Here is a 19,230-nt window from a genome sequence, read left to right on the forward strand (position 1 = left end):
TTTAGGTGTTATTAGTTTTCAGGCGTATAATCTGAAGGCAAAAGCTCCCCTACCCTTATTTTGGCCCAGTAGCCTTCGTAAACAAGGCTTTCAGGGTTTACAATGATGCCATTATCATCAAAAAATATATTCGGCGCGGTAAACGTTACAATAGTTTTTGCGTATCCCGGCTGCGCCGCCGCCGGAATATCCTCCAGGTTACCGGTATAGTTATGTAATTTGGTGTACATTATATAAAGGCAGTCTTTGTAAGCCATGGCGTAAATGCCTTTTTTGTTGCTAACCGCTATATAATCATTTACCTGCAGGGGCGTTTGTGCCAATGAATCAATGTATTTTATAGGAGAGGACGGCACAGGCAGCGGCTTTCTTTTTAACTGGTAAACAACAAACCCTTCTTCGTTCAACTGGTTATATAACACCGACCGTAAAAAATGCATGATTGAACCGTTGTAAGCTTTCAACCTGTTTTTTTTCCATTTTGCCCGCTGGCTTTTGTCGCCTGCAAGCAGTTCAAATAAAACCTGGCCTTTATAAGTAACTTTATTGATCACCCGGTCATCTGTAAAATCGCTTAAAACATATTTCAATTTATAACCCAGGGCACTATTTTCAATTTCAAGTATGTCAGTGGAGGATCCCTTAAGCATTTTGGCTTTTTCATCGTAATTCAGCTCCAGCACCTCCGGATTTATTATTTTGCATTTATCGGCAAAACCCGACCTGCCTAAAAATTCTTCTTTAAACCACCTGTAATTTCTCTCCCAGTTTGGGTCCGCCTGCACCTTAACCTCTGATAGTTTAATCACCTTGGGCGCCAGTTCAATATCGTGGACATTGATATTCCGGTTATCCATAAAAAGCATTCCCTGGTAAGTAGTGTATCCTATTACCGTCACAATTACCTGGTACTTTCCCGATTTTGATACGTTTAACTTAAAAGTACCATCGTCACCAGTAGTTACACCGATGGTTGAATTACTTAGAAAGATACTCGCATTGGGAATAGGTTTTTTATCGATACTATCCACTATGCGCCCGCTTATTTCGTAAACCATTTCCCTGGCTTTGCGCTGCAGTAAAATATTCTTGTCAACCTGTTTAAAATTCAGGTTGGTGTTTTGTAACAGGGCCGTAAGGGTTTGTTCAATGGTGCGGGTGGCTGGCTCCAGGGTCAAATGGTCAAGCGGTTTGATGTCTTCGTCGCGGTAATAAAAACGTAAAGCTGTTTGCTTTTCTATTCTTTTTATCGCTGTTTCCAAACTCTCGTCTTTCAGGCCAAGGGTTACCTTTTCAATTGCAATACTTTGCCCCTTTGCGTTTACAGCAAAAAATAGCAGGAAACTTACCGCTAATACAATAGGTATAATTAACCGGGGGCGTACCAATTTAATAATTTAGGTTTTGTTAACTATTTGCTCCTTGCCGCTAATTGCATCCCGGGCCATCAATAACGATACTCCCGTCGGGCCTGGTTTTATAGGTAGCGTTGTTAAACATGCATATGATATTTAAAATTTCATCCAGCTTTTCAGCTTTTATAGCTGTACCCGTAAAACGGCAGTTTTTAACCTTATCATTGGCAAAGCTGATGTTCACTTTAAAGCGTTGCTGCAACTGGTTAGCTGCGTCAGCAAAAGTTACGTTATTAAAATGCAAGTTACTCTCTAACCAGGCAATGGCCTTTTCTGCATCAACATTTTTTTGCGAATGCTGAAGGCTGATTTCATTAAAACTGATTTGCTGGTTTGGGGTAATTACGCCTAAAGGTTGATTTCCATTAGCAACACTCACTTTTCCACGGGTTACCGTAACTACTATTGTGTGTTCCTTTTTATCTTCTTTGATATTAAAAGCCGTGCCCAGCACGGTAGTTACCACCTTACCCGTGTGAATAATGAACGGTTTGGAAGCATCGTGCTGAATATCGAAATAGGCTTCGCCTGATAAATATACCTCCCGTGTTTTAGCGTCAAATTTTAAGGGGTATTTCAATACCGATAATGAGTTCACCTCTATTTTGCTGCCGTCAGCCAAAAGCACTTGTTTTTTTTGACCGGCGGGGATATTAATGACCGCAAAATTAGCAGTTGACGAAGTTGTTTTAACGGAGGGCTTTTGAAGAAAGACTGTAAAAACAATAAAAATGACTGCAGCAACCGAAGCTAAGCTCAGCAGCCAGATCCTGCCGGGATGCATACGTAGCACACGGGTATTATCTAAGCCTGCTTCTGCTTCAATATCCCTGAACAAACTTGCCAGCCAACGGTCACGGGTGATTTTATCCATGCGCTGCCATGGCGAACCTGCGGCATGGTGCTGGTCGAGCCAGGCGTCCACCTGCTCCACTTCCCCAGGCGAGGCCTCTCCTTTTAAGTAGCGATCTAACATATCTTCCATATCAATCCGGCTCATTGCTATTTAAATTTGGTAATTGTCGGATGAAAAGGTAAAACGTACCATAGTTAATATCATTATTTATTTGAATTTTATTTAATGCAGCCACCAGCAAATAAAAACAATGGGGCTTATCCGCATTAGCGATTTCCGCAAATGCTTTAATGCCGTGGATAATTGATTTTTTACAGTTTGTTCAGAAAGTTTAAGTTTTTGGGCGATCTCAGGATTACTCAGTCCGTCTTCACGGCTTAACTTATAAATTTCCCTTACCCTGGCCGGCAACTGGTCAAGCGAATGCCGGACGGCCTGCTGCAGCTCTTTTGCTTCCAGTTGCTTATCGCCGCCAGCCTGAAAAAAAGAAGGCAATGATTGTAAGGCCCGGGCATAGTCCTCCCGCGTGATGTTTTTCCGGATCTTATCAATAATCCGGTGGCGCAAAATGGCAAACAGGTACGATTGTAAGTTTGAAGTAATCTGCAGCTGTTCCCTGTTTTCCCAAAGCTTCACAAACATCTCCTGTAGCAGGTCGCGGGCATCTTCCAGGTCATATAGTTTTGATGCAGCAAAACCTGCAAGGTTTTTACCATACCGGCGGTAAATTTCAGCAAAAGCCAGCTGATCGCCATTTTTTAACAGGGCAACCAGGTGCTCATCCGGAAATTTAATGTAGGCAGTCATATTGGTTTATAACGCCTAAAATAGGATTAAATAAACAGAAGAGCAACAAAGCGCCGGATCAGTTATTAATCCTGGCTTTAGATTTGTCAACTTTCCAAATCAACACATTTTCAAATTCTCTTCTCCACCTGGTCATAAAACCCGCCAAACGTATTGGTTTTTACGGCCTCTTCTTTAAAGAAGTCGCCGGGGAAACCAAGTTCAATGGCGCTGGCATCGTTTAGTTTTTTCAGGTGTTCATCACTAAGTATTACATCAATGGTTTTAAGGTTATCCTGCAACTGGTTTAATTTTGTTGCGCCTACAATAGGGATGGACGAAAAACCCTGCTGCATGGTCCATTTTAAAGCTACGTTTCCCGGCGACACGCCCAGTTCATCAGCAATGGCAACTACCACTTTAGTAATGCTTTCAGCGCGTTCGCTGCGGCGGTTACTTTCGGGTTTAATGCGCCCCTGTTCACCACGCAGGTATTTGCCGGTGAGTGCGCCGCCGCCAAGCGGGGCCCAGGGGGTAACGGTCATCCCAAAATGCTTGGCCATTGGTATCAGCTCGCGTTCAGGGGTGCGGGCCAGCAGGCTGTATTCCACCTGCAGTGCCACCAGCTGGCTCCAGCCCATCAGTTCGGCCAGGGTATTCCCTTTGGCCACCACCCAGGCGGGGGTGTCGCTAATGGCGGCGTAGTTGATCTTACCCTGCCTGATGAGGTCGTCCATCCCCCGCAAAACTTCGTCTATTGGTGTCAGGGCATCCCATATATGCAGGTAAAACAGGTCGATAAAATCAGTTTTCAGGCGTTTAAGGCTATCTTCTACGCTGCGCATCATATTTTTACGGTTATTGCCGGATGCATTGGGATTGGTGATATTATCTTTTAATGAATATTTGGTAGCCACCACAAAATGATCGCGGTCATGGTTATGCAAGTATTCGCCGATGATCTTCTCACTGGTACCTAATTTATAGATGTTGGCAGTATCAATAAAATTACCGCCTGCTTCGGCGAAGGCGTCCATGATGGCAAAGCTGGTTTGCTTATCGGCTCCCCAGCCCGCTTCGGTGCCAAAGCCCATGGTACCCAGGCATAATTCTGAAACTTTAAGGCCCGACCGGCCTAATAATTTATATTTCATCGTTGAATATTTTAAGATCGTTTTTACAAATAAATGCCGCTGCTAATGCATCCCCGTCCGTTTAACCAGCCCGCCGCTGGTGTCTTCAATACTATGCTGTACGATAAAGGCTGCGGGGTCAATATCCAGGATCTCCCGTTTGATGGACGGGATCTCCAGCCGGGTTGCCACGGTAAACACAATATCGCGCGGTGCATTGATGTGCCCGTCTTTACCATACCCGCTTTTTCCTTCGTACACGGTAACGCCGCGTCCGCGTTTGGAGATTGCCCGGCGGATCTGATCGCCTTTTGAAGAGACAACGGTGATACCGGTATATTGTTCAATGCCGTTTAAAACAAAATCAATCATTTTGGAAGCGCCGAGGTAGGTAATGATGGAATACAAGGCGGGTTCAACCCCTAAAAAAAACACCGCTGATGCAAATATCATCAGGTTGAAAACCAATATTACATCCCGCGATTTAAAAAGCTGCATTTTTTTGCTCACCAGCATACCGGCAATTTCGGTACCATCAAGCACTGCGCCGCCCCGGATAGCCAGCCCCCCGCCTATACCGATAAATATACCACCGAATACTGAAGTAAGCCCTTTATCATGGGTAACATCCGGGAAATACATAAATGCCAGGCAAAAGGAGAGGCCGGCTATGGCCAACGCGCTTTTTACCGCAAAAATTAACCCCAGCTGCCGGTAGCCTAAAATTAAAAAGGGGAAATTGATTAAAAAAATAAGGATAGCTAATGGGATGCCGGTGGTTTTGGCCAACAGCATGGACATCCCTGTTACACCGCCGTCGATAAATTTGGTGGAGAGCAGGAACCCTTTTATACCCATTGCGGCAGACAGGATGCCTAAACTAACCAATACAAAACTTTCAATGTTCGCCTTTAATTTCACGGTTAAATATACATTACATACCCAATGCCTGGTTACAATTTATTTTACTACGCGGTTTGGCAAAGCCTGCTGTTAAATATTGGAAATTTAATTAATCCAAAACAATATAAAATGCCCATTGTCATTTATTTAAGAAAATAGCATCACCATGAAAATTTTAAATATCAATAAAACCATTACCCCGGATGAGTTGCTTCAATTACTCGGGGAAAAACTTAACCCTTTATTCAGGGAGCAGCGGCAAACGGAGATCATTTTTGTAAGCGAAAATAAAGACGGGGCAATTGAAATTTCGGCACCCGGGTTTTACGAGGGTTTTTTATTCAGGATAGAAATCAAGGGGAAGGAGTTGCACATTACACGATCTGAACATTATGTGGATGATGTAAATTCACTCACTGTTGAATCGATCCTCAACGAAATATTTGCAGATCTAGCCGAAGACGGGAAGGTGACCCTTATGCGGGAAGGTTGATTTTGAGGTGAATGGAAAAAGGCGAAAGGTGAAAGGTTTTACAACCCTATACACCTTTCGCCTTTAACCTTTTAGCTTTCGCCTTATACTATCCGTTTATCCAGCTGAATTTGTATTCCAGCATTGGGTTTTTCATTCTATCAGCAACGCGCAATAAGCGGGTTGGCAAGTTGAGCACGTAATCGCGGGCCTTTTCGCCTGATTCATTTAACTCAGTGATGCTTTCGATATGCCAGTCGGCAATCAATTCTTTTAATATGTCAACATAATCAATTGCTGTATAAATGCCCAGGCGTTGTGCCGCATCGGTAAAATGGCCGAAGGTTTGGCCAACTTTTAAACCCACTTCGCGCAGGAAGTGTGCCGGCATCACAATTTTCTTACGCATCATATCCTCAAAAGCGAGCATCGTTTCGTTGGGGTCGACTTCAAAAATCTTTTCAATAAAATATTTGTAGGCTTTTGCATGACGGGCTTCGTCTCCTGCAATTACACCGCACATTTTTGATAGTAAGGTATCACCATCTTTTTTTGCCTGCGACGCAACCCGGCGGTGCGACACATTAGTAGCCAACTCCTGGAAAGAGGTGTATATAAAGTTACGGTAAGGATCGTGCCCTGTACCAATATCAAAACCATCGGCAATTAAATACTGGGTTGATATTTCCATCTTGCGCATGTTAACCCGGCCCGACAGGTATAAGTATTTGTTCAACAAATCACCATGTCGGTTTTCTTCTCCGGTCCAGTGACGGGTCCATTGCATCCAGCCACCATCTTCATCACGGGATACCCCCTGCACCATGGTTAACCATGATTCATAAGTTGGCAATGCTTCTTCGGTAATCGTATCGCCTACTAAAACGGCTATCAGATCGTATGAGAGTCCCTGTGCGCTCTCCTGCAGTTCTTTAATTTCGCTGAAAAAAGTATCGCGGGACGAATCAGGCAAAAAATCTGACGGCTGCCAAATAGTATCGATGGGTTTCAAATATTCATCCTTTTTTTCAAGCATGAATTTTTCGATGTGCATCATCACTTCCCTTCGTTTTTCTTCAAAAAATTTCATAACACTACAATAGGGTGCAAAGGTAGCGAATAATAATTATAATAATCCTATCCTTTTTGACGGTATGTTTACAGGCCGTACGGGCATGCCTGCCTACTCCTATTGCCCTGATCAAAGGCAAAATGCTGTCTTAAAAATATTATTTTATGATATTTCAATTTCTATAAATAAGTATTCTATATAAACATATTTATTCCGGGTGTTATTTTACTTATGGTTAAAATTTGGAAATTATTTCCGCACTATAAGGAAATGAGACCCCATTTTGCATAAAGGGCAAAAACCCATATCTATGCTTTAATTACACCCAGGTAGTTTTTTTTTATAATCTTTGCTTGAACAATGGCAGCGGGCGCGATTCCGAAAAGCAATTACATTGTAACTATTAGTAAAAATATGGGTAACAATTCCATCGTAGCCAACTCCCCCCCTTCCTGAAAAACAAAATGTGATTTGAATACATAACACGGTATTAACAAGCGTTATATATGATTATGCATATTTTTGAGCAACACTAATCCTGCCAAATACCCGGGCCCGGAGCGCTCTTTTTTATTCAGCATCAAATTAATTTCAACTATTAATACGTTTGAATGAAACCTATTGCAAGGCCTGCCCCGTATAAGACGCGCTGATTAACAATATGGGAAAATATTTACTCATTCCGCACGCCGACGTTAAATTGCCTGTAAGCCATAAGGAGCAACAGGAAATTTGCAGGTACTGTTTTACCAAAAACGCTAATTGGTGCCATTATAAGCGCATTTTCAGGTAAATACGATAAATTTCCGCCTATCAACTTCAAAAAAATAATTATGCTAAAATCAGGATTTATAGCCACAATAAGAGCCCCCCGTGTAAAAAAGGTGCCGTTGGATTGTTTTTTGCTATAAAAACAAAACGTTGAAACCATTAAGTTAAAGCACGCATAAGCCATTTTTAAACATAAAAAGTTTAATAGTTGGCCCGATGTGTGCAGGATGTTTAAATGTGCATAAGTATCTATGATGACTTTTTTTAATTTTCATTTACTTTATGCGGATTAAATTTATAGATAACCAGAATATTATCATAATTTAAGAAAGCTATACAATGTTTGTCCAAATAACAAAAGAAGAGTATTTAAAAGCAATTTCTAAAAAAGCCTGGTATCAGACTAATAATATTATCTGGACGATAATCTTTGTTTACTGGTTATTTTTTATAGTCGACTATATTTTCAGCCCTGATATATGGGTACAGTTTTTCATTATAAGGTTGATCACCACACTTATTATTCTCTCACTTTACAGTCTTTTTCAGCGAAGAAATTATAATTACCGGATCCTGTTACATATTACGCTTTTCCTGTTATCGGCAACATCGGCAATATTGTGCAACGTAGTTGACCTTAGCCACTTAAATGTGTATTTCCTGATGTTTTCAGCCATATTCCTGTTTTTTAACCTCCAGGTATTTTGGGAGCCATTTAACTCGGTTATACAAGCTGCGCTGGCATTTTTACTGCTTGCCTTATTTTTCAATTTATTCAGTCAATATTCCATCGACCTGATCATCGCAAACGGTGGCCAGGTATTCTTCATTATTGCACTGGTATCCTGCCTTGTTCCGGGCGCACGCTTTAAGGTTATTCAACGCGATGTGCGGTCGCAGCTGCTGATCAACAAATCAAACGAACAACTTAAGGAGCAGTACCAGGACATCAACCAAAAAAACACCATTATTGATACGCAATATGAAGAGCTCAGGAAGCTGGATAACCAAAAAAACAGTTTTATAAATATTGCCGGCCACGACCTGAAGAATTTAGTTAGCTCAATAGTAATGAGCAACAATATGCTCAGGGAGGAAGACTTCCGGCTAAGCCCCGATCAGTTAGAACTATCCGGTTATATAGCCCAGTCGGCCGAAAAAATGCAATATCTTTTAAACAAATTAATGGATGTTAAGGAGATAGAAGCACCCGAAATGAAATTTAACCTCGAGGTTTTTGATATCAACCATGAGGCATCACACGTATTCAGGGGTTTAGTGGAAACCGCCCAGATGAAAAACATTCATTTGGTTGATAATATTTCCTCCATTCCTATTATGGTAAATCTTGACCGTGTATTTGCGGGGCAGGTTTTTCAGAATTTACTATCAAACGCAATTAAATTTTCACAAACCAATAACAGTATCCGTGTAGTTACCAGCATTCAGAGGCAGAAATTTGTCTTTGAGATCATTGATGAAGGGATACCTATCGGGATCTATGAACTGGACAACATGTTTAATAAACTAAAAACGCTGAGCGAAGCCTCAGGCCATGTGGAAAGCAGGCTTGGACTAGGGCTATCCATAGCAAAACTAATGACCCAGGAAATGGGTGGTGAGTTATCATACCGGAGTGATGATAACGGAAATTATTTCAGAGTAGAATTTCAAGTAATAAATTAATATTGACAACCAATGAACAAATTTTTTACCTTATTAGCCCTTGTATTTCTTTTAAGTAAGGCATCATTGGCTCAAACCCAAACTATTGTATCCTTCGCATCGTTTGGGCAGGAAGAAGACGAAGCAATTTACGGAATGAGCGGCGCGAGCTTGTTTTATTTTAAGATCCCGCCTCAAAATCAAATCAACGGGAGTAAACTGGTGTTACGTTTTGAGCCTTCGCAGGCATTGATAAAAGAGAACTCTTTTATCAACGTAATTATCAATGATAAACCGGTTTATAGTTCACGTCTTTCCAAAGATTCAATACAGACACTTGTACTTAACCTTAGTAAGGAAGATCTTTCACCAGGCCGGTTCCTGAAGATACAGGTAAAAACCCTGCTTACCATAACAGATGATATTTGCAAGGACCTGGATAACCCCGCAATGTGGCTTAAGGTAAAAAAGGATTCGTACCTGTCCTTGGTTAAAGACGCAAAGGGCGGGCTTGATAACGTAAACATCAGCAATTGCTTTGATACAAAAAGAGCCATTGTTTACCCGGCTGAACCAAGCCTGAACGATTTGAAAGCAGTAGCATGGGCCTATGCAAGGCTAAAAAAGCAACCAACAAGCCAATTTTCGTTTTTGAGCAGGGCAAAGTTCCTGATAGTGTTAAAAATTATATCATGGTGGGCAATATGGGCAGCCTGCCTGAAGATAAAAAATCACTGATCAGGGAGGTGAGCGCACAATCAGGCGAGGGCTTGCTTTACCTTTCTAAATCAATGACTACCGTAACAGATACCATTACCGAAAAAGTAAATCAAAAAGGGAAATTGGTGGATGTTAAAAGGGTTGCATCAGAAAACGTCGCCGGCGAGATCTTATTTGTTACCGGTGGCGACGAAGAAGGCTATTTAAAAGCGGTTACCACCCTGGGTAATGTTAATATATTGAATTCGAGTTTTGGTAATTACCTGATCATTAACCATGCTGAAAATACTTTCATCAAAACCATTGATGAAAACAGGTCGAAAATCACTTTGAAACAAGTTGGCGGATCAAGCGATTTCCTTTCGGGAGTTGGTTCGTTAAAAAATGCGTATACTTTTAAAAACAGCGATTTTAGCTTTACACCAAAAGAAGTTGAGATCAGGTTCATTGGCAATTACAGCGGCTTGAATCCGGGCGACAGGGGCTATTTTAATATTTACCTGAACGGCTTACTGATCAGCAGTGAAAAACTGGATGCATCGGGTAAATTAAATACCTCGGTTACCATCAACCGTTACCAGCACCATAAATATAACAGGCTGGAATCTGAATTCAGGTTCTTCCCTGCAAACGGGCAATGTAAAAACAGCTTTATTAACTTTTTTGGCGAGGTTGACGTAGATAAATCATACCTGGAATCAAAAAATCCTTTTATTTCAAGCGCATTAAGTTTTTACCAATATCCTGAGGCATTTAACTTGGGTACCACAAAAATTGTCGTTTCAAAATCAATTGCGAAATTTACCGCAGGTGCATTGGGCGAAATTATTTATGAGTTGAACAACAACATCAATCCAAACAATTTCCCTGAATTTGCTTATTCCGAAGGGTTTCCTGAAGGCGACCTGAAGAAAAATAACATCATTGCGCTGTTAGCAAAAGAGGATCCGATGCTTAAACAATTTAAGAGCGCTCCAATTCAATTTGATCAAAAATTCACCCTGTATAACGCCGATAACAGGTCGACCCCGGTTTACTCGGTGGCTCAATCCGATTCGGTTTCTTCAGGCCTGGCACAAATCTTTTATGGCACCAGCAATAATGCTACCTTAGTGCTTGTAGCTACCGGCCCGGATGCACACAAGTCTGACGCGTTTTTGAATGTATCCAAATCAATTACCGAGCAGCTGTCAACCCTATCCAGTAACGTATGTGTTACTGATGTTAATTCAAATAAATACTTGTTTAACATCAATAAATCAAGTGATAACCTTGAATACACCGAAACCAAAAGCCCGCTTACACAGTTCTGGGAAAAATACAACTTATACATCTTATTGGGCATACTGTTATTGATACTGTTATCATTCCTTTATGTACGCTCAAGGGTTCAAAGATCACAGGAATTATATAACGATTAAATTTTGTTGGCAAGGGCAGTTAACTGAATAAGTAACCCCGGTAAGCAACAGCTTACCGGGGTCGCTTGACGAATTGTTTTAACATTTTACTGAAATAAAAAATATGTCTATTCCTGAAATTTTGGTTAATGATGGTTTTATTACGCAGCGCGACCGGGAAAAGATTGATGATTTTTCAGCCAGGTCCGGGCAATCCTTCATTAAAATAGCTTTAAATTTCGGGTATATCTCCAGGAAGAATTACGAACGCTCCATGATCAACGCAGGATATCCCTTTAAGGAGATCCGCGAAATGGAGTATGATCCGGAGGTACTGAGCAAAATTGAACTTAAATTTGCTGAACAACATGTGGCCATGCCACTCCGCATTGAAAATAACCGCGTAATAACGGTTATGGCCGATCCGGGTGATAAATTATTTATTGATTTTATCCGGTTTACTTATGACTGCGAGCCGGAGATCATCGTGGCATCAGACCTGGACATTGTTTGGATGAGCCACAAACTGCTTGGCGACAAGTACGTAAAATCATCGGTTTATGAATTGTTAAACCGCGACCCGGCGAATTCCGCCTTTACAACATTTTCATCGGGCCAGTTAATATTCCTGTTCATGTTGCTGGGTGTTGTGACGATAGGGCTGGTGCTCAGGTTTAAAGATACGTCGATCATTATCAATATATTGATCAGCGTGTTCTTCCTGGTGGCCATCTTGTTTAAATTATTCCTGGCATTAGTGGGTTCCCGTTTCGAACTGCACCAGGCAGTAACAAGAGATGAACTGCGTGAGGTGGTAGACGATGAACTGCCGATCTACACCATCCTCCTGCCCGTTTATAAGGAAGATAAACTGATCAAAAAACTGATCTGGAACCTGCAGTCAATTGATTATCCGCGTGAGCGACTGGATATTAAATTATTAATTGAGGAAGACGATGACAAAACGCTGAACGCTGTGCGCAACCTCGATTTCCCCGCTATATTTGAGGTGATCGTGGTGCCCTTCCACATGCCGAAAACAAAACCAAAGGCATGTAATTACGGGCTTCACTTTTCAAAAGGGAAGTACCTTACCATTTATGATGCGGAGGATATCCCGGATACTGACCAGCTGAAAAAGGTGGTAACCATGTTCAACAAATTACCATCCAACTACATCTGTATCCAAAGCGCGCTGAATTATTACAACCGTAATGAAAACTTTTTAACCAGGATGTTTACCCTTGAGTATTCGTACTGGTTTGACTATATGCTACCCGGGTTGGATACCCTGGATATCCCTATCCCCTTAGGCGGAACCAGTAACCATTTTAAACTGGATAACCTGGTTGAATTAGGCGCCTGGGATCCGTTTAACGTTACTGAGGACGCAGACCTTGGTGTAAGAGCATACGCAAAAGGATATAAAATAGCGGTCATCAACTCCACCACGTACGAGGAAGCCAATAATGAACCTTTTAACTGGATCAGGCAACGTTCAAGGTGGATAAAAGGGTACATGCAAACCTACCTGGTGCATATGCGCGACCCGGTAGCTTTATGGAAAAAACTGGGATGGAAAGGCTTTTTAGGATTTAGCTTTTTTATCGGGGCAACACCGCTTACTTTCCTCGTATATCCATTTTTACTGGGGATATTTATCAGTTATATTGTATTTGACCTTTCATCAATCCGGACATTATTCCCCGACTGGGTGTTATTTATGTCGATTTTTAACCTGATGGTAGGCAATATATTAATGATCTACATCAATATGATGGCCGTGTTTAAAAGGCGCTATTACGAATTGATCCTTTTTTCAATTGCCAACCCGGTTTATTGGTTAATGCATTCAATTGCTGCGTTTAAAGGCTTATACCAATTAATCGTTAAGCCGTTTTACTGGGAAAAAACTAACCATGGGCTTAGTAAAGTTACCAGCCCAACAAATGTTGTTAAATGAGGAACCAATCCAGATATCTGTTGCTTATTACCGTATTACTTGCGGTATACTACGTAGTATGCGGTATTTACCTTAACCAGCTGGGTTATTACAGCCAGGAAGGGTTGTTTTATATTGAAAAAACCAAGATCATATTAGATGGCCTTGGTAACAGGCTAAAGGTAATGGGCCTAACCTCGCCTTTACTGCCATTTTACATGTCGTTTATTTTTTCTGTTAAAAACAACGTGCTGGCGCCGGTGATTGCATCTTCAATATGCACAGCTTTCCTGTTTTACCTAATGGCCAGGTCGCTGATTAAAAGAGTAAGTGATGTTTTTTATTTACTGGTGTTGCTGATCATCTTTTTGTTCCATCCGGGGATATTGTATGCGGCCACATCCGGCAAGTCAATAGCCATGGTATTGATATTTTTCTTCCTGTTCTTTTTCAACCTGCTCAAATTTTACAGATCAAACACCACATTCCACGTTTCTATTGCGAGTATCTGCCTGGTGATCCTGATCTTTTGCGATTATAAATTTATCTGGCTCACCCTGTTCTTTATTCCGCTGGTGTTGTTTATCACCATAAAGAGTTTAAATTTAAGCGAGCAGGAATCGATTTTCCGGTTAAATCAAAGTTTTAATAACCCGTCGTTGCGCCGTAAACTCATCAATAAAACATTTGCACTGTACATTATTTTATTTGTGCTGCCGCTGGCCTGCGTTATCTGTTACAAGTTATTGAACCTTACACATGCACAGGACCTGGATTATTTTAATGAGAGCCCCTATGCAACCTGGACAGTTTTAGCTGATAAACTAAGTTTCGACCAACTGTCAACCAGCCCTGTATACCAATTGCCCGAAACATCGGTATTGATTTCCTTACGGATGCTTTTGTTTTGCCCGTTAATACTGGTTGCCGTGTACCTGTTCAGAAACAGCACCTACCAGGTTTTAACCCTGCTTACTCCATTTGCTTTTATAGAGTTTTTACATATTAAATACGAAAAGGTATTTCTATCACAAGAGTATTACCTCATCTTCCTTATATTAGCGTTACTTGCAGTACTTTACCGGGCACAGATTGTAAAAAACCAGCTGGTTTTAAAAGCAGTGGTAGGAGTAATAACGCTTGTAATGCTTTATACCGGCTTTGTTTTCCTGCAGGATTCATCTGTTAAGGAAGAAAGAAGTTTTGTAACTACGATATTAAACCGAGCTCCGGATACGCAGCAGGCACAAAACCATGACCTTGCTGACTATATCAACCGCCTGCCGGGAGACGCGCATGTGTTGATAGACGACGCTATCGCTTATCCTGTTGTGGCCTTTACAACGGACATTCATAAATTAACACTGCCTTACCAGGAAGGTGTATTTTTAAGTGCAATTGAAGCGCCTGATAAATACGATAACTACATACTGCTTGCCACCGACAAAAATGAGGTGACCGGCTTTACCCAACTCAACAACCGTTACGTACCTGTTATTTTAAAATCAAACAGCGGCCTGAGGCTGAGGAGGGTTTTTCAAACGGACGACTGGGTGTTGTACAGGATATTTAATAATTAAATCCGATTTGGTATTGCTGCTCCTGGCAGCGTTTAATTAACGACCCTTTTCCTAAATTAAATAAACTACTCCGCTATGCAGGTGAAAGGCCTGAATGGGCGGAGCATTGTCTTTATCAAAGTTACTTCATCTGCAACCCTTAAATACAAACGATCATGGAGCCAATAACTTATTATTACGAACAGGTAAACCAGCATGCTATAGTGGTAAAGCCGAAGCAACCTTTGCTTAATTGAATAAATGCCCTATATCCTGATTTGATTGAAGATGGCAGCGAAACCACCGTATATCTTGTAAAGGCTCGAAACAGTTTTGAAGATACTGAAAAGTGGCTAAAAAGCAATTTTAATAAGATTTTTGAAAACGAACTTAACGGCCGTCACACCGATGAAAACGACTGGCCTGCAAAAAGAACCTATAAATTGTTTACCGAGTGGTTTGACGCAGAAATTCATATTACAGTGGAGGATATAGAGGAAGCGCCCATCCGGAAAAATTAATATACATAAAGCAATCAAAAAATTTTCTGGGCTATCAAAGTGTCAACTTGCTTTAGCAGTTGTATTGTAACATCTATAGAGGGCATATTAATCATCTAATTCATGCGCTTTTAACGATTTGTACCGTTATTCGTAAATTGATGCGCCTCTTAAAATGGCAGCAAATGTCCTCCATGTTGGTATATCCGCATTGATACCCAGGTGATTGTTATTGTAATATCCTTGAATGTCATTTGCATACGATTCTAAGGCTTCAAGAAAAGTGCTTAATGTATTGTTCTTCCATGAATCGTTATCAGCGTTAAACTCAGTTCTCAAAGAGTTGCAAAACTCGACAAAAGATTTTCGATCAGTTACTTCCTCCGGTAATGTGTTGTTTCCCATGGCTCATTTATTTGAGAACCAATATTACTAAATTTCGGTCATGAACCATGATCTATAGACTATGAACCGGTGTGAAAACAAGAAAGCCCCATGATTTCTCACGAGGCTTCTTTAAGATTTGGCACCGACCTACTCTCCCACATTTTACTGCAGTACCATCGGCTCTGGCGGGCTTAACTTCTCTGTTCGGAATGGGAAGAGGTGGACACCGCCGATATAGGCACCTGAATATTTTTGGTTCATTGGTTCATTAGTTCAATTGTTCATTGGTATGACAATGTTGGCTAATGTACCTCACCAGTATTTTTATTTTGTTTGTTGTCTTTTGTTTACTATCCCGCAGTTACCAATGAACTACTGAACTAATGAACTAATGAACAAACTTAAACATAATTGAAAGAAGTAAGTAGATTGAGAAAACAACAATATTAGTGTTGAGTGATTAGAGCCTTAAGTTTAGCGAACAGGACAAGTCCTAATCTCTATTCTCTGATCTCTAATCACTATTATTACCTGCTATGAGAAAGCTTCGGGCGATTAGTATTACTCGGCTATGATGTCACCACCTTTATACCTGTAACCTATCAACGTAGTAGTCTGCTACGACCCTCAATGGAAGTCTCATCTTGTGGCTAGTTTCGCACTTAGATGCTTTCAGCGCTTATCTATTCCCAACGTAGCTACTCTGCAATACAGCTGGCGCCATAACAGATTCACCAGAGGTTAGTCCAACCCGGTCCTCTCGTACTAAGGTCAGCCCCACTCAAACTTCCTGCGCCCACAACAGATAGGGACCGAACTGTCTCGCGACGTTCTGAACCCAGCTCGCGTGCCACTTTAATGAGCGAACAGCTCAACCCTTGGGACCTTCTCCAGCCCCAGGATGTGACGAGCCGACATCGAGGTGCCAAACCTCCCCGTCGATATGAGCTCTTGGGGGAGATCAGCCTGTTATCCCCAGCGTACCTTTTATCCTTTGAGCGATGGCCCTTCCATGCAGAACCACCGGATCACTATATCCGTCTTTCGACCCTGATCGACTTGTCTGTCTCACAGTCAAGCAAGCTTATGCTATTGCACTCCACGTACGGTTACCAAGCGTACTGAGCTTACCTTTGAAAGCCTCCGTTACCTTTTTGGAGGCGACCACCCCAGTCAAACTACCCGCCAAACAATGTCCTCCGCTATGCGGAGTTAGACACCAGATACAGAAAGGGTGGTATTTCAACGTTGACTAACTGACTCCTAGCGAAGCCAGATCACAGTCTCCCACCTATCCTACACATCCTGTAGCCGATTTCAATGTTAAGTTGTAGTGAAGGTGCATGGGGTCTTTCCGTCCCGTTGCGGGTAACCGGCGTCTTCACCGATACCACAATTTCACCGAGCTCATGGCTGAGACAGCGCCCAGATCGTTACACCATTCGTGCAGGTCGGAACTTACCCGACAAGGAATTTCGCTACCTTAGGACCGTTATAGTTACGGCCGCCGTTTACTGGGGCTTCGATTCAATGCTTCGAATTGCTCCTAACATCCCCTCTTAACCTTCCAGCACCGGGCAGGTGTCAGGCCATATACGTCATCTTTCGATTTTGCATAGCCATGTGTTTTTGTTAAACAGTCGCCTGGGCCTTTTCACTGCGGCTTCATTGCTGAAGCGCCCCTTCTCCCGAAGTTACAGGGCCATTTTGCCGAGTTCCTTAGCCATGATTCACTCGAGCACCTTAGGATTCTCTCCTCGACTACCTGTGTCGGTTTACGGTACGGGTATTCATAATCTGAAGCTTAGCGGGTTTTCTTGGAAGTATGATTACCTGAACTATCCCCTTACCCGAAGGCTCAAGGTACTATCAGCTTTCAGCAAGAGTGGCGTACTTTACTACCTCTCCTATACCTACGGCCTTTAACGAACTATTCCGTCAGTTCGCGTCAGTGTCACTGCTCCGTCACCGCATCGCAATTATAAATAGTACTGGAATATTAACCAGTTGTCCATCGGCTACGCCCTTCGGCTTCACCTTAGGCCCCGACTAACCCTGATCCGATTAGCGTTGATCAGGAAACCTTAGTCTTTCGGTGGGCGGGTTTCTCTCCCGCCTTATCGTTACTTATGCCTACATTTGCTTTTCTATAACCTCCACAGTAACTTACGTATCTGCTTCGCCGGCAATAGAATGCTCCCCTACCAGATGCACCAAAGTGCAAATCCATAGCTTCGGTATACCGCTTGATGCCCGTTTATTATCCATGCCCGATCGCTCGACTAGTGAGCTGTTACGCACTCTTTAAATGAATGGCTGCTTCCAAGCCAACATCCTAGCTGTCTGTGCAATCGGACCTCGTTAGTTCAACTTAGCGGTAATTTGGGGACCTTAGCTGATGGTCTGGGTTCTTTCCCTCTCGGCCCTGGACCTTAGCACCCAGAGCCTCACTCCAGCGTATATTAATAAGCATTCGGAGTTTATCTGGATTTGGTAGGATTTGACTCCCCCGCACCCAATTAGTAGCTCTACCTCTTATTAACTCAACCGCCAGGCTGTTCCTAAAAACATTTCGGGGAGTACGAGCTATTTCCCAGTTTGATTAGCCTTTCACCCCTACCCACAGATCATCCGGAAACTTTTCAACGTTTATCGGTTCGGTCCTCCAGTACCTGTTACGGCACCTTCAACCTGTCCATGGGTAGATCACAAGGTTTCGCGTCTACCTCCACTGACTGTGCGCCCTTTTCAGACTCGCTTTCGCTTCGGCTGCGTGTCTTAAACACTTAACCTTGCCAATGAAGAGTAACTCGTAGGCTCATTATGCAAAAGGCACGCCGTCACCACTTTCGCAGCTCCGACCGCTTGTAAGTACACGGTTTCAGGTTCTATTTCACTCCCCTGTTCGGGGTTCTTTTCACCTTTCCCTCACGGTACTGGTTCACTATCGGTCTCTCAGGAGTATTTAGCCTTACCGGATGGTGCCGGCAAATTCCCACAAGGCGTCTCCGACCTCGCGGTACTCAGGATACCACTATCCTTACATCAATTACCCGTACGCAGCTCTCATGCTCTATGGCCGGGTTTCCCACCCCGTTCCGGTTTTCTTTGTATATCATGTTGTGGTCCTATAACCCCCACTATGCCGTAACATAGTAGGTTTGGGCTTCTTCCCTTTCGCTCGCCACTACTCAGGAAATCACTGTTGTTTTCTCTTCCTATGCTTACTTAGATGTTTCAGTTCAGCACGTTCGCGCATTTATGCAACTATTCTTCAAATAGTTAGGTTTCCCCATTCGGAAATCCGCGGATCAATTCATATTTGCTGATCCCCGCGGCTTATCGCAGCTTATCACGTCCTTCATCGCCTCTGAGAGCCAAGGCATCCCCCGTGTACCCTTTCTTACTTTCTTCTACTCATACGCCTTTTGCTCGTATGGTATGCTTTTTGATTCTTGTTACGTTCATTAGTTCACTCGTTCATCAGTTCATTGGTATCGCTACCGTTGTCCCTTTGTTCTTGTAAACCTTTGAAGCCTTAACAGTCCTCTATACTGTTGTCTTCTCTTTCAATTTACTTCTTCCAATATGTCAAAGAACGTGGCCCCGTTTGATCCCTCAAACTTTGCATGATATCCTATCCCCCTTG

Annotated in this window: 14 protein-coding genes and 2 rRNA genes; 7 read left to right on the plus strand and 9 right to left on the minus strand. The window is 42.3% G+C overall.

The features are described from left to right. Positions 1–11 precede the first annotated feature (11 nt). From MgSA37_RS20710 to MgSA37_RS20730, 5 genes are all read right to left on the minus strand, one after another. Entirely contained in the window at positions 12–1,388 is a 1,377-nt protein-coding gene (locus MgSA37_RS20710) for a carboxypeptidase-like regulatory domain-containing protein (RefSeq protein WP_096354650.1), read from the minus strand. A gap of 40 nt (positions 1,389–1,428) precedes the next feature. Then, positions 1,429–2,415, minus strand: a complete 987-nt coding sequence (locus tag MgSA37_RS20715) for a FecR family protein (RefSeq protein ID WP_096354653.1) — start codon at positions 2,413–2,415, stop codon at positions 1,429–1,431. Between the two features lie 78 nt (positions 2,416–2,493). After that, entirely contained in the window at positions 2,494–3,078 is a 585-nt protein-coding gene (locus tag MgSA37_RS20720; protein WP_096354656.1) for an RNA polymerase sigma factor, read from the minus strand. A 110-nt stretch (positions 3,079–3,188) separates the two neighbouring features. Further along, complete coding sequence (locus MgSA37_RS20725) at positions 3,189–4,211, minus strand: aldo/keto reductase (protein ID WP_096354659.1); 1,023 nt, start codon at positions 4,209–4,211, stop codon at positions 3,189–3,191. Positions 4,212–4,253: 42 nt separating this feature from the next. Then, positions 4,254–5,111: a YitT family protein gene (locus MgSA37_RS20730; protein ID WP_096354661.1), complete on the minus strand. Its 858-nt coding sequence runs from the start codon at positions 5,109–5,111 to the stop codon at positions 4,254–4,256. A 148-nt stretch (positions 5,112–5,259) separates the two neighbouring features. Here MgSA37_RS20730 and MgSA37_RS20735 point away from each other — a divergent pair, with 148 nt between their 5' ends. After that, complete coding sequence (locus MgSA37_RS20735) at positions 5,260–5,586, plus strand: hypothetical protein (protein ID WP_096354663.1); 327 nt, start codon at positions 5,260–5,262, stop codon at positions 5,584–5,586. Between the two features lie 88 nt (positions 5,587–5,674). Here the strand turns inward: MgSA37_RS20735 and MgSA37_RS20740 are convergent, their stop codons facing one another. Then, on the minus strand, positions 5,675–6,655 hold the full coding sequence (locus MgSA37_RS20740) for an acyl-ACP desaturase (protein WP_096354665.1): 981 nt from the start codon (positions 6,653–6,655) through the stop codon (positions 5,675–5,677). Positions 6,656–7,747: 1,092 nt separating this feature from the next. Between MgSA37_RS20740 and MgSA37_RS20750 the strand changes: the two genes are divergently transcribed. The 6 genes from MgSA37_RS20750 to MgSA37_RS20775 all read left to right on the plus strand — a co-directional run bounded on the left by MgSA37_RS20750 (position 7,748) and on the right by MgSA37_RS20775 (position 15,215). Further along, positions 7,748–9,094 carry a sensor histidine kinase gene (locus MgSA37_RS20750; protein WP_096354669.1) on the plus strand — a complete coding sequence of 449 codons (1,347 nt, stop codon included), beginning with the start codon at positions 7,748–7,750 and terminating at the stop codon, positions 9,092–9,094. 12 nt (positions 9,095–9,106) lie between these two features. Continuing rightward, entirely contained in the window at positions 9,107–9,811 is a 705-nt protein-coding gene (locus tag MgSA37_RS20755) for a cellulose biosynthesis cyclic di-GMP-binding regulatory protein BcsB (RefSeq protein WP_096354671.1), read from the plus strand. Then, positions 9,766–11,214, plus strand: a complete 1,449-nt coding sequence (locus tag MgSA37_RS20760; protein ID WP_096354673.1) for a hypothetical protein — start codon at positions 9,766–9,768, stop codon at positions 11,212–11,214. Before MgSA37_RS20755 ends, MgSA37_RS20760 begins: the two co-directional genes overlap by 46 nt. 103 nt (positions 11,215–11,317) lie before the next feature. After that, positions 11,318–13,156, plus strand: coding sequence for a glycosyltransferase family 2 protein (locus MgSA37_RS20765; protein ID WP_096354675.1), 1,839 nt, complete (start codon positions 11,318–11,320; stop codon positions 13,154–13,156). After that, complete coding sequence (locus MgSA37_RS20770) at positions 13,153–14,715, plus strand: hypothetical protein (protein WP_096354676.1); 1,563 nt, start codon at positions 13,153–13,155, stop codon at positions 14,713–14,715. Before MgSA37_RS20765 ends, MgSA37_RS20770 begins: the two co-directional genes overlap by 4 nt. A 257-nt stretch (positions 14,716–14,972) precedes the next feature. Then, a complete protein-coding gene (locus tag MgSA37_RS20775; RefSeq protein ID WP_096354678.1) occupies positions 14,973–15,215 on the plus strand; it encodes a hypothetical protein in 243 nt (80 codons plus the stop codon). A 126-nt stretch (positions 15,216–15,341) separates the two neighbouring features. Here the strand turns inward: MgSA37_RS20775 and MgSA37_RS20780 are convergent, their stop codons facing one another. The 3 genes from MgSA37_RS20780 to MgSA37_RS20790 all read right to left on the minus strand — a co-directional run bounded on the left by MgSA37_RS20780 (position 15,342) and on the right by MgSA37_RS20790 (position 18,994). Beyond that, positions 15,342–15,599 carry a DUF7660 family protein gene (locus MgSA37_RS20780; RefSeq protein WP_096354679.1) on the minus strand — a complete coding sequence of 86 codons (258 nt, stop codon included), beginning with the start codon at positions 15,597–15,599 and terminating at the stop codon, positions 15,342–15,344. A gap of 116 nt (positions 15,600–15,715) precedes the next feature. Continuing rightward, positions 15,716–15,827, minus strand: a 5S ribosomal RNA gene (rrf, locus tag MgSA37_RS20785). Positions 15,828–16,117: 290 nt separating this feature from the next. Beyond that, positions 16,118–18,994, minus strand: a 23S ribosomal RNA gene (locus tag MgSA37_RS20790). Between the last annotated feature and the right edge of the window lie 236 nt (positions 18,995–19,230).

The organism is Mucilaginibacter gotjawali (assembly GCF_002355435.1).
GTDB lineage: Bacteria > Bacteroidota > Bacteroidia > Sphingobacteriales > Sphingobacteriaceae > Mucilaginibacter > Mucilaginibacter gotjawali.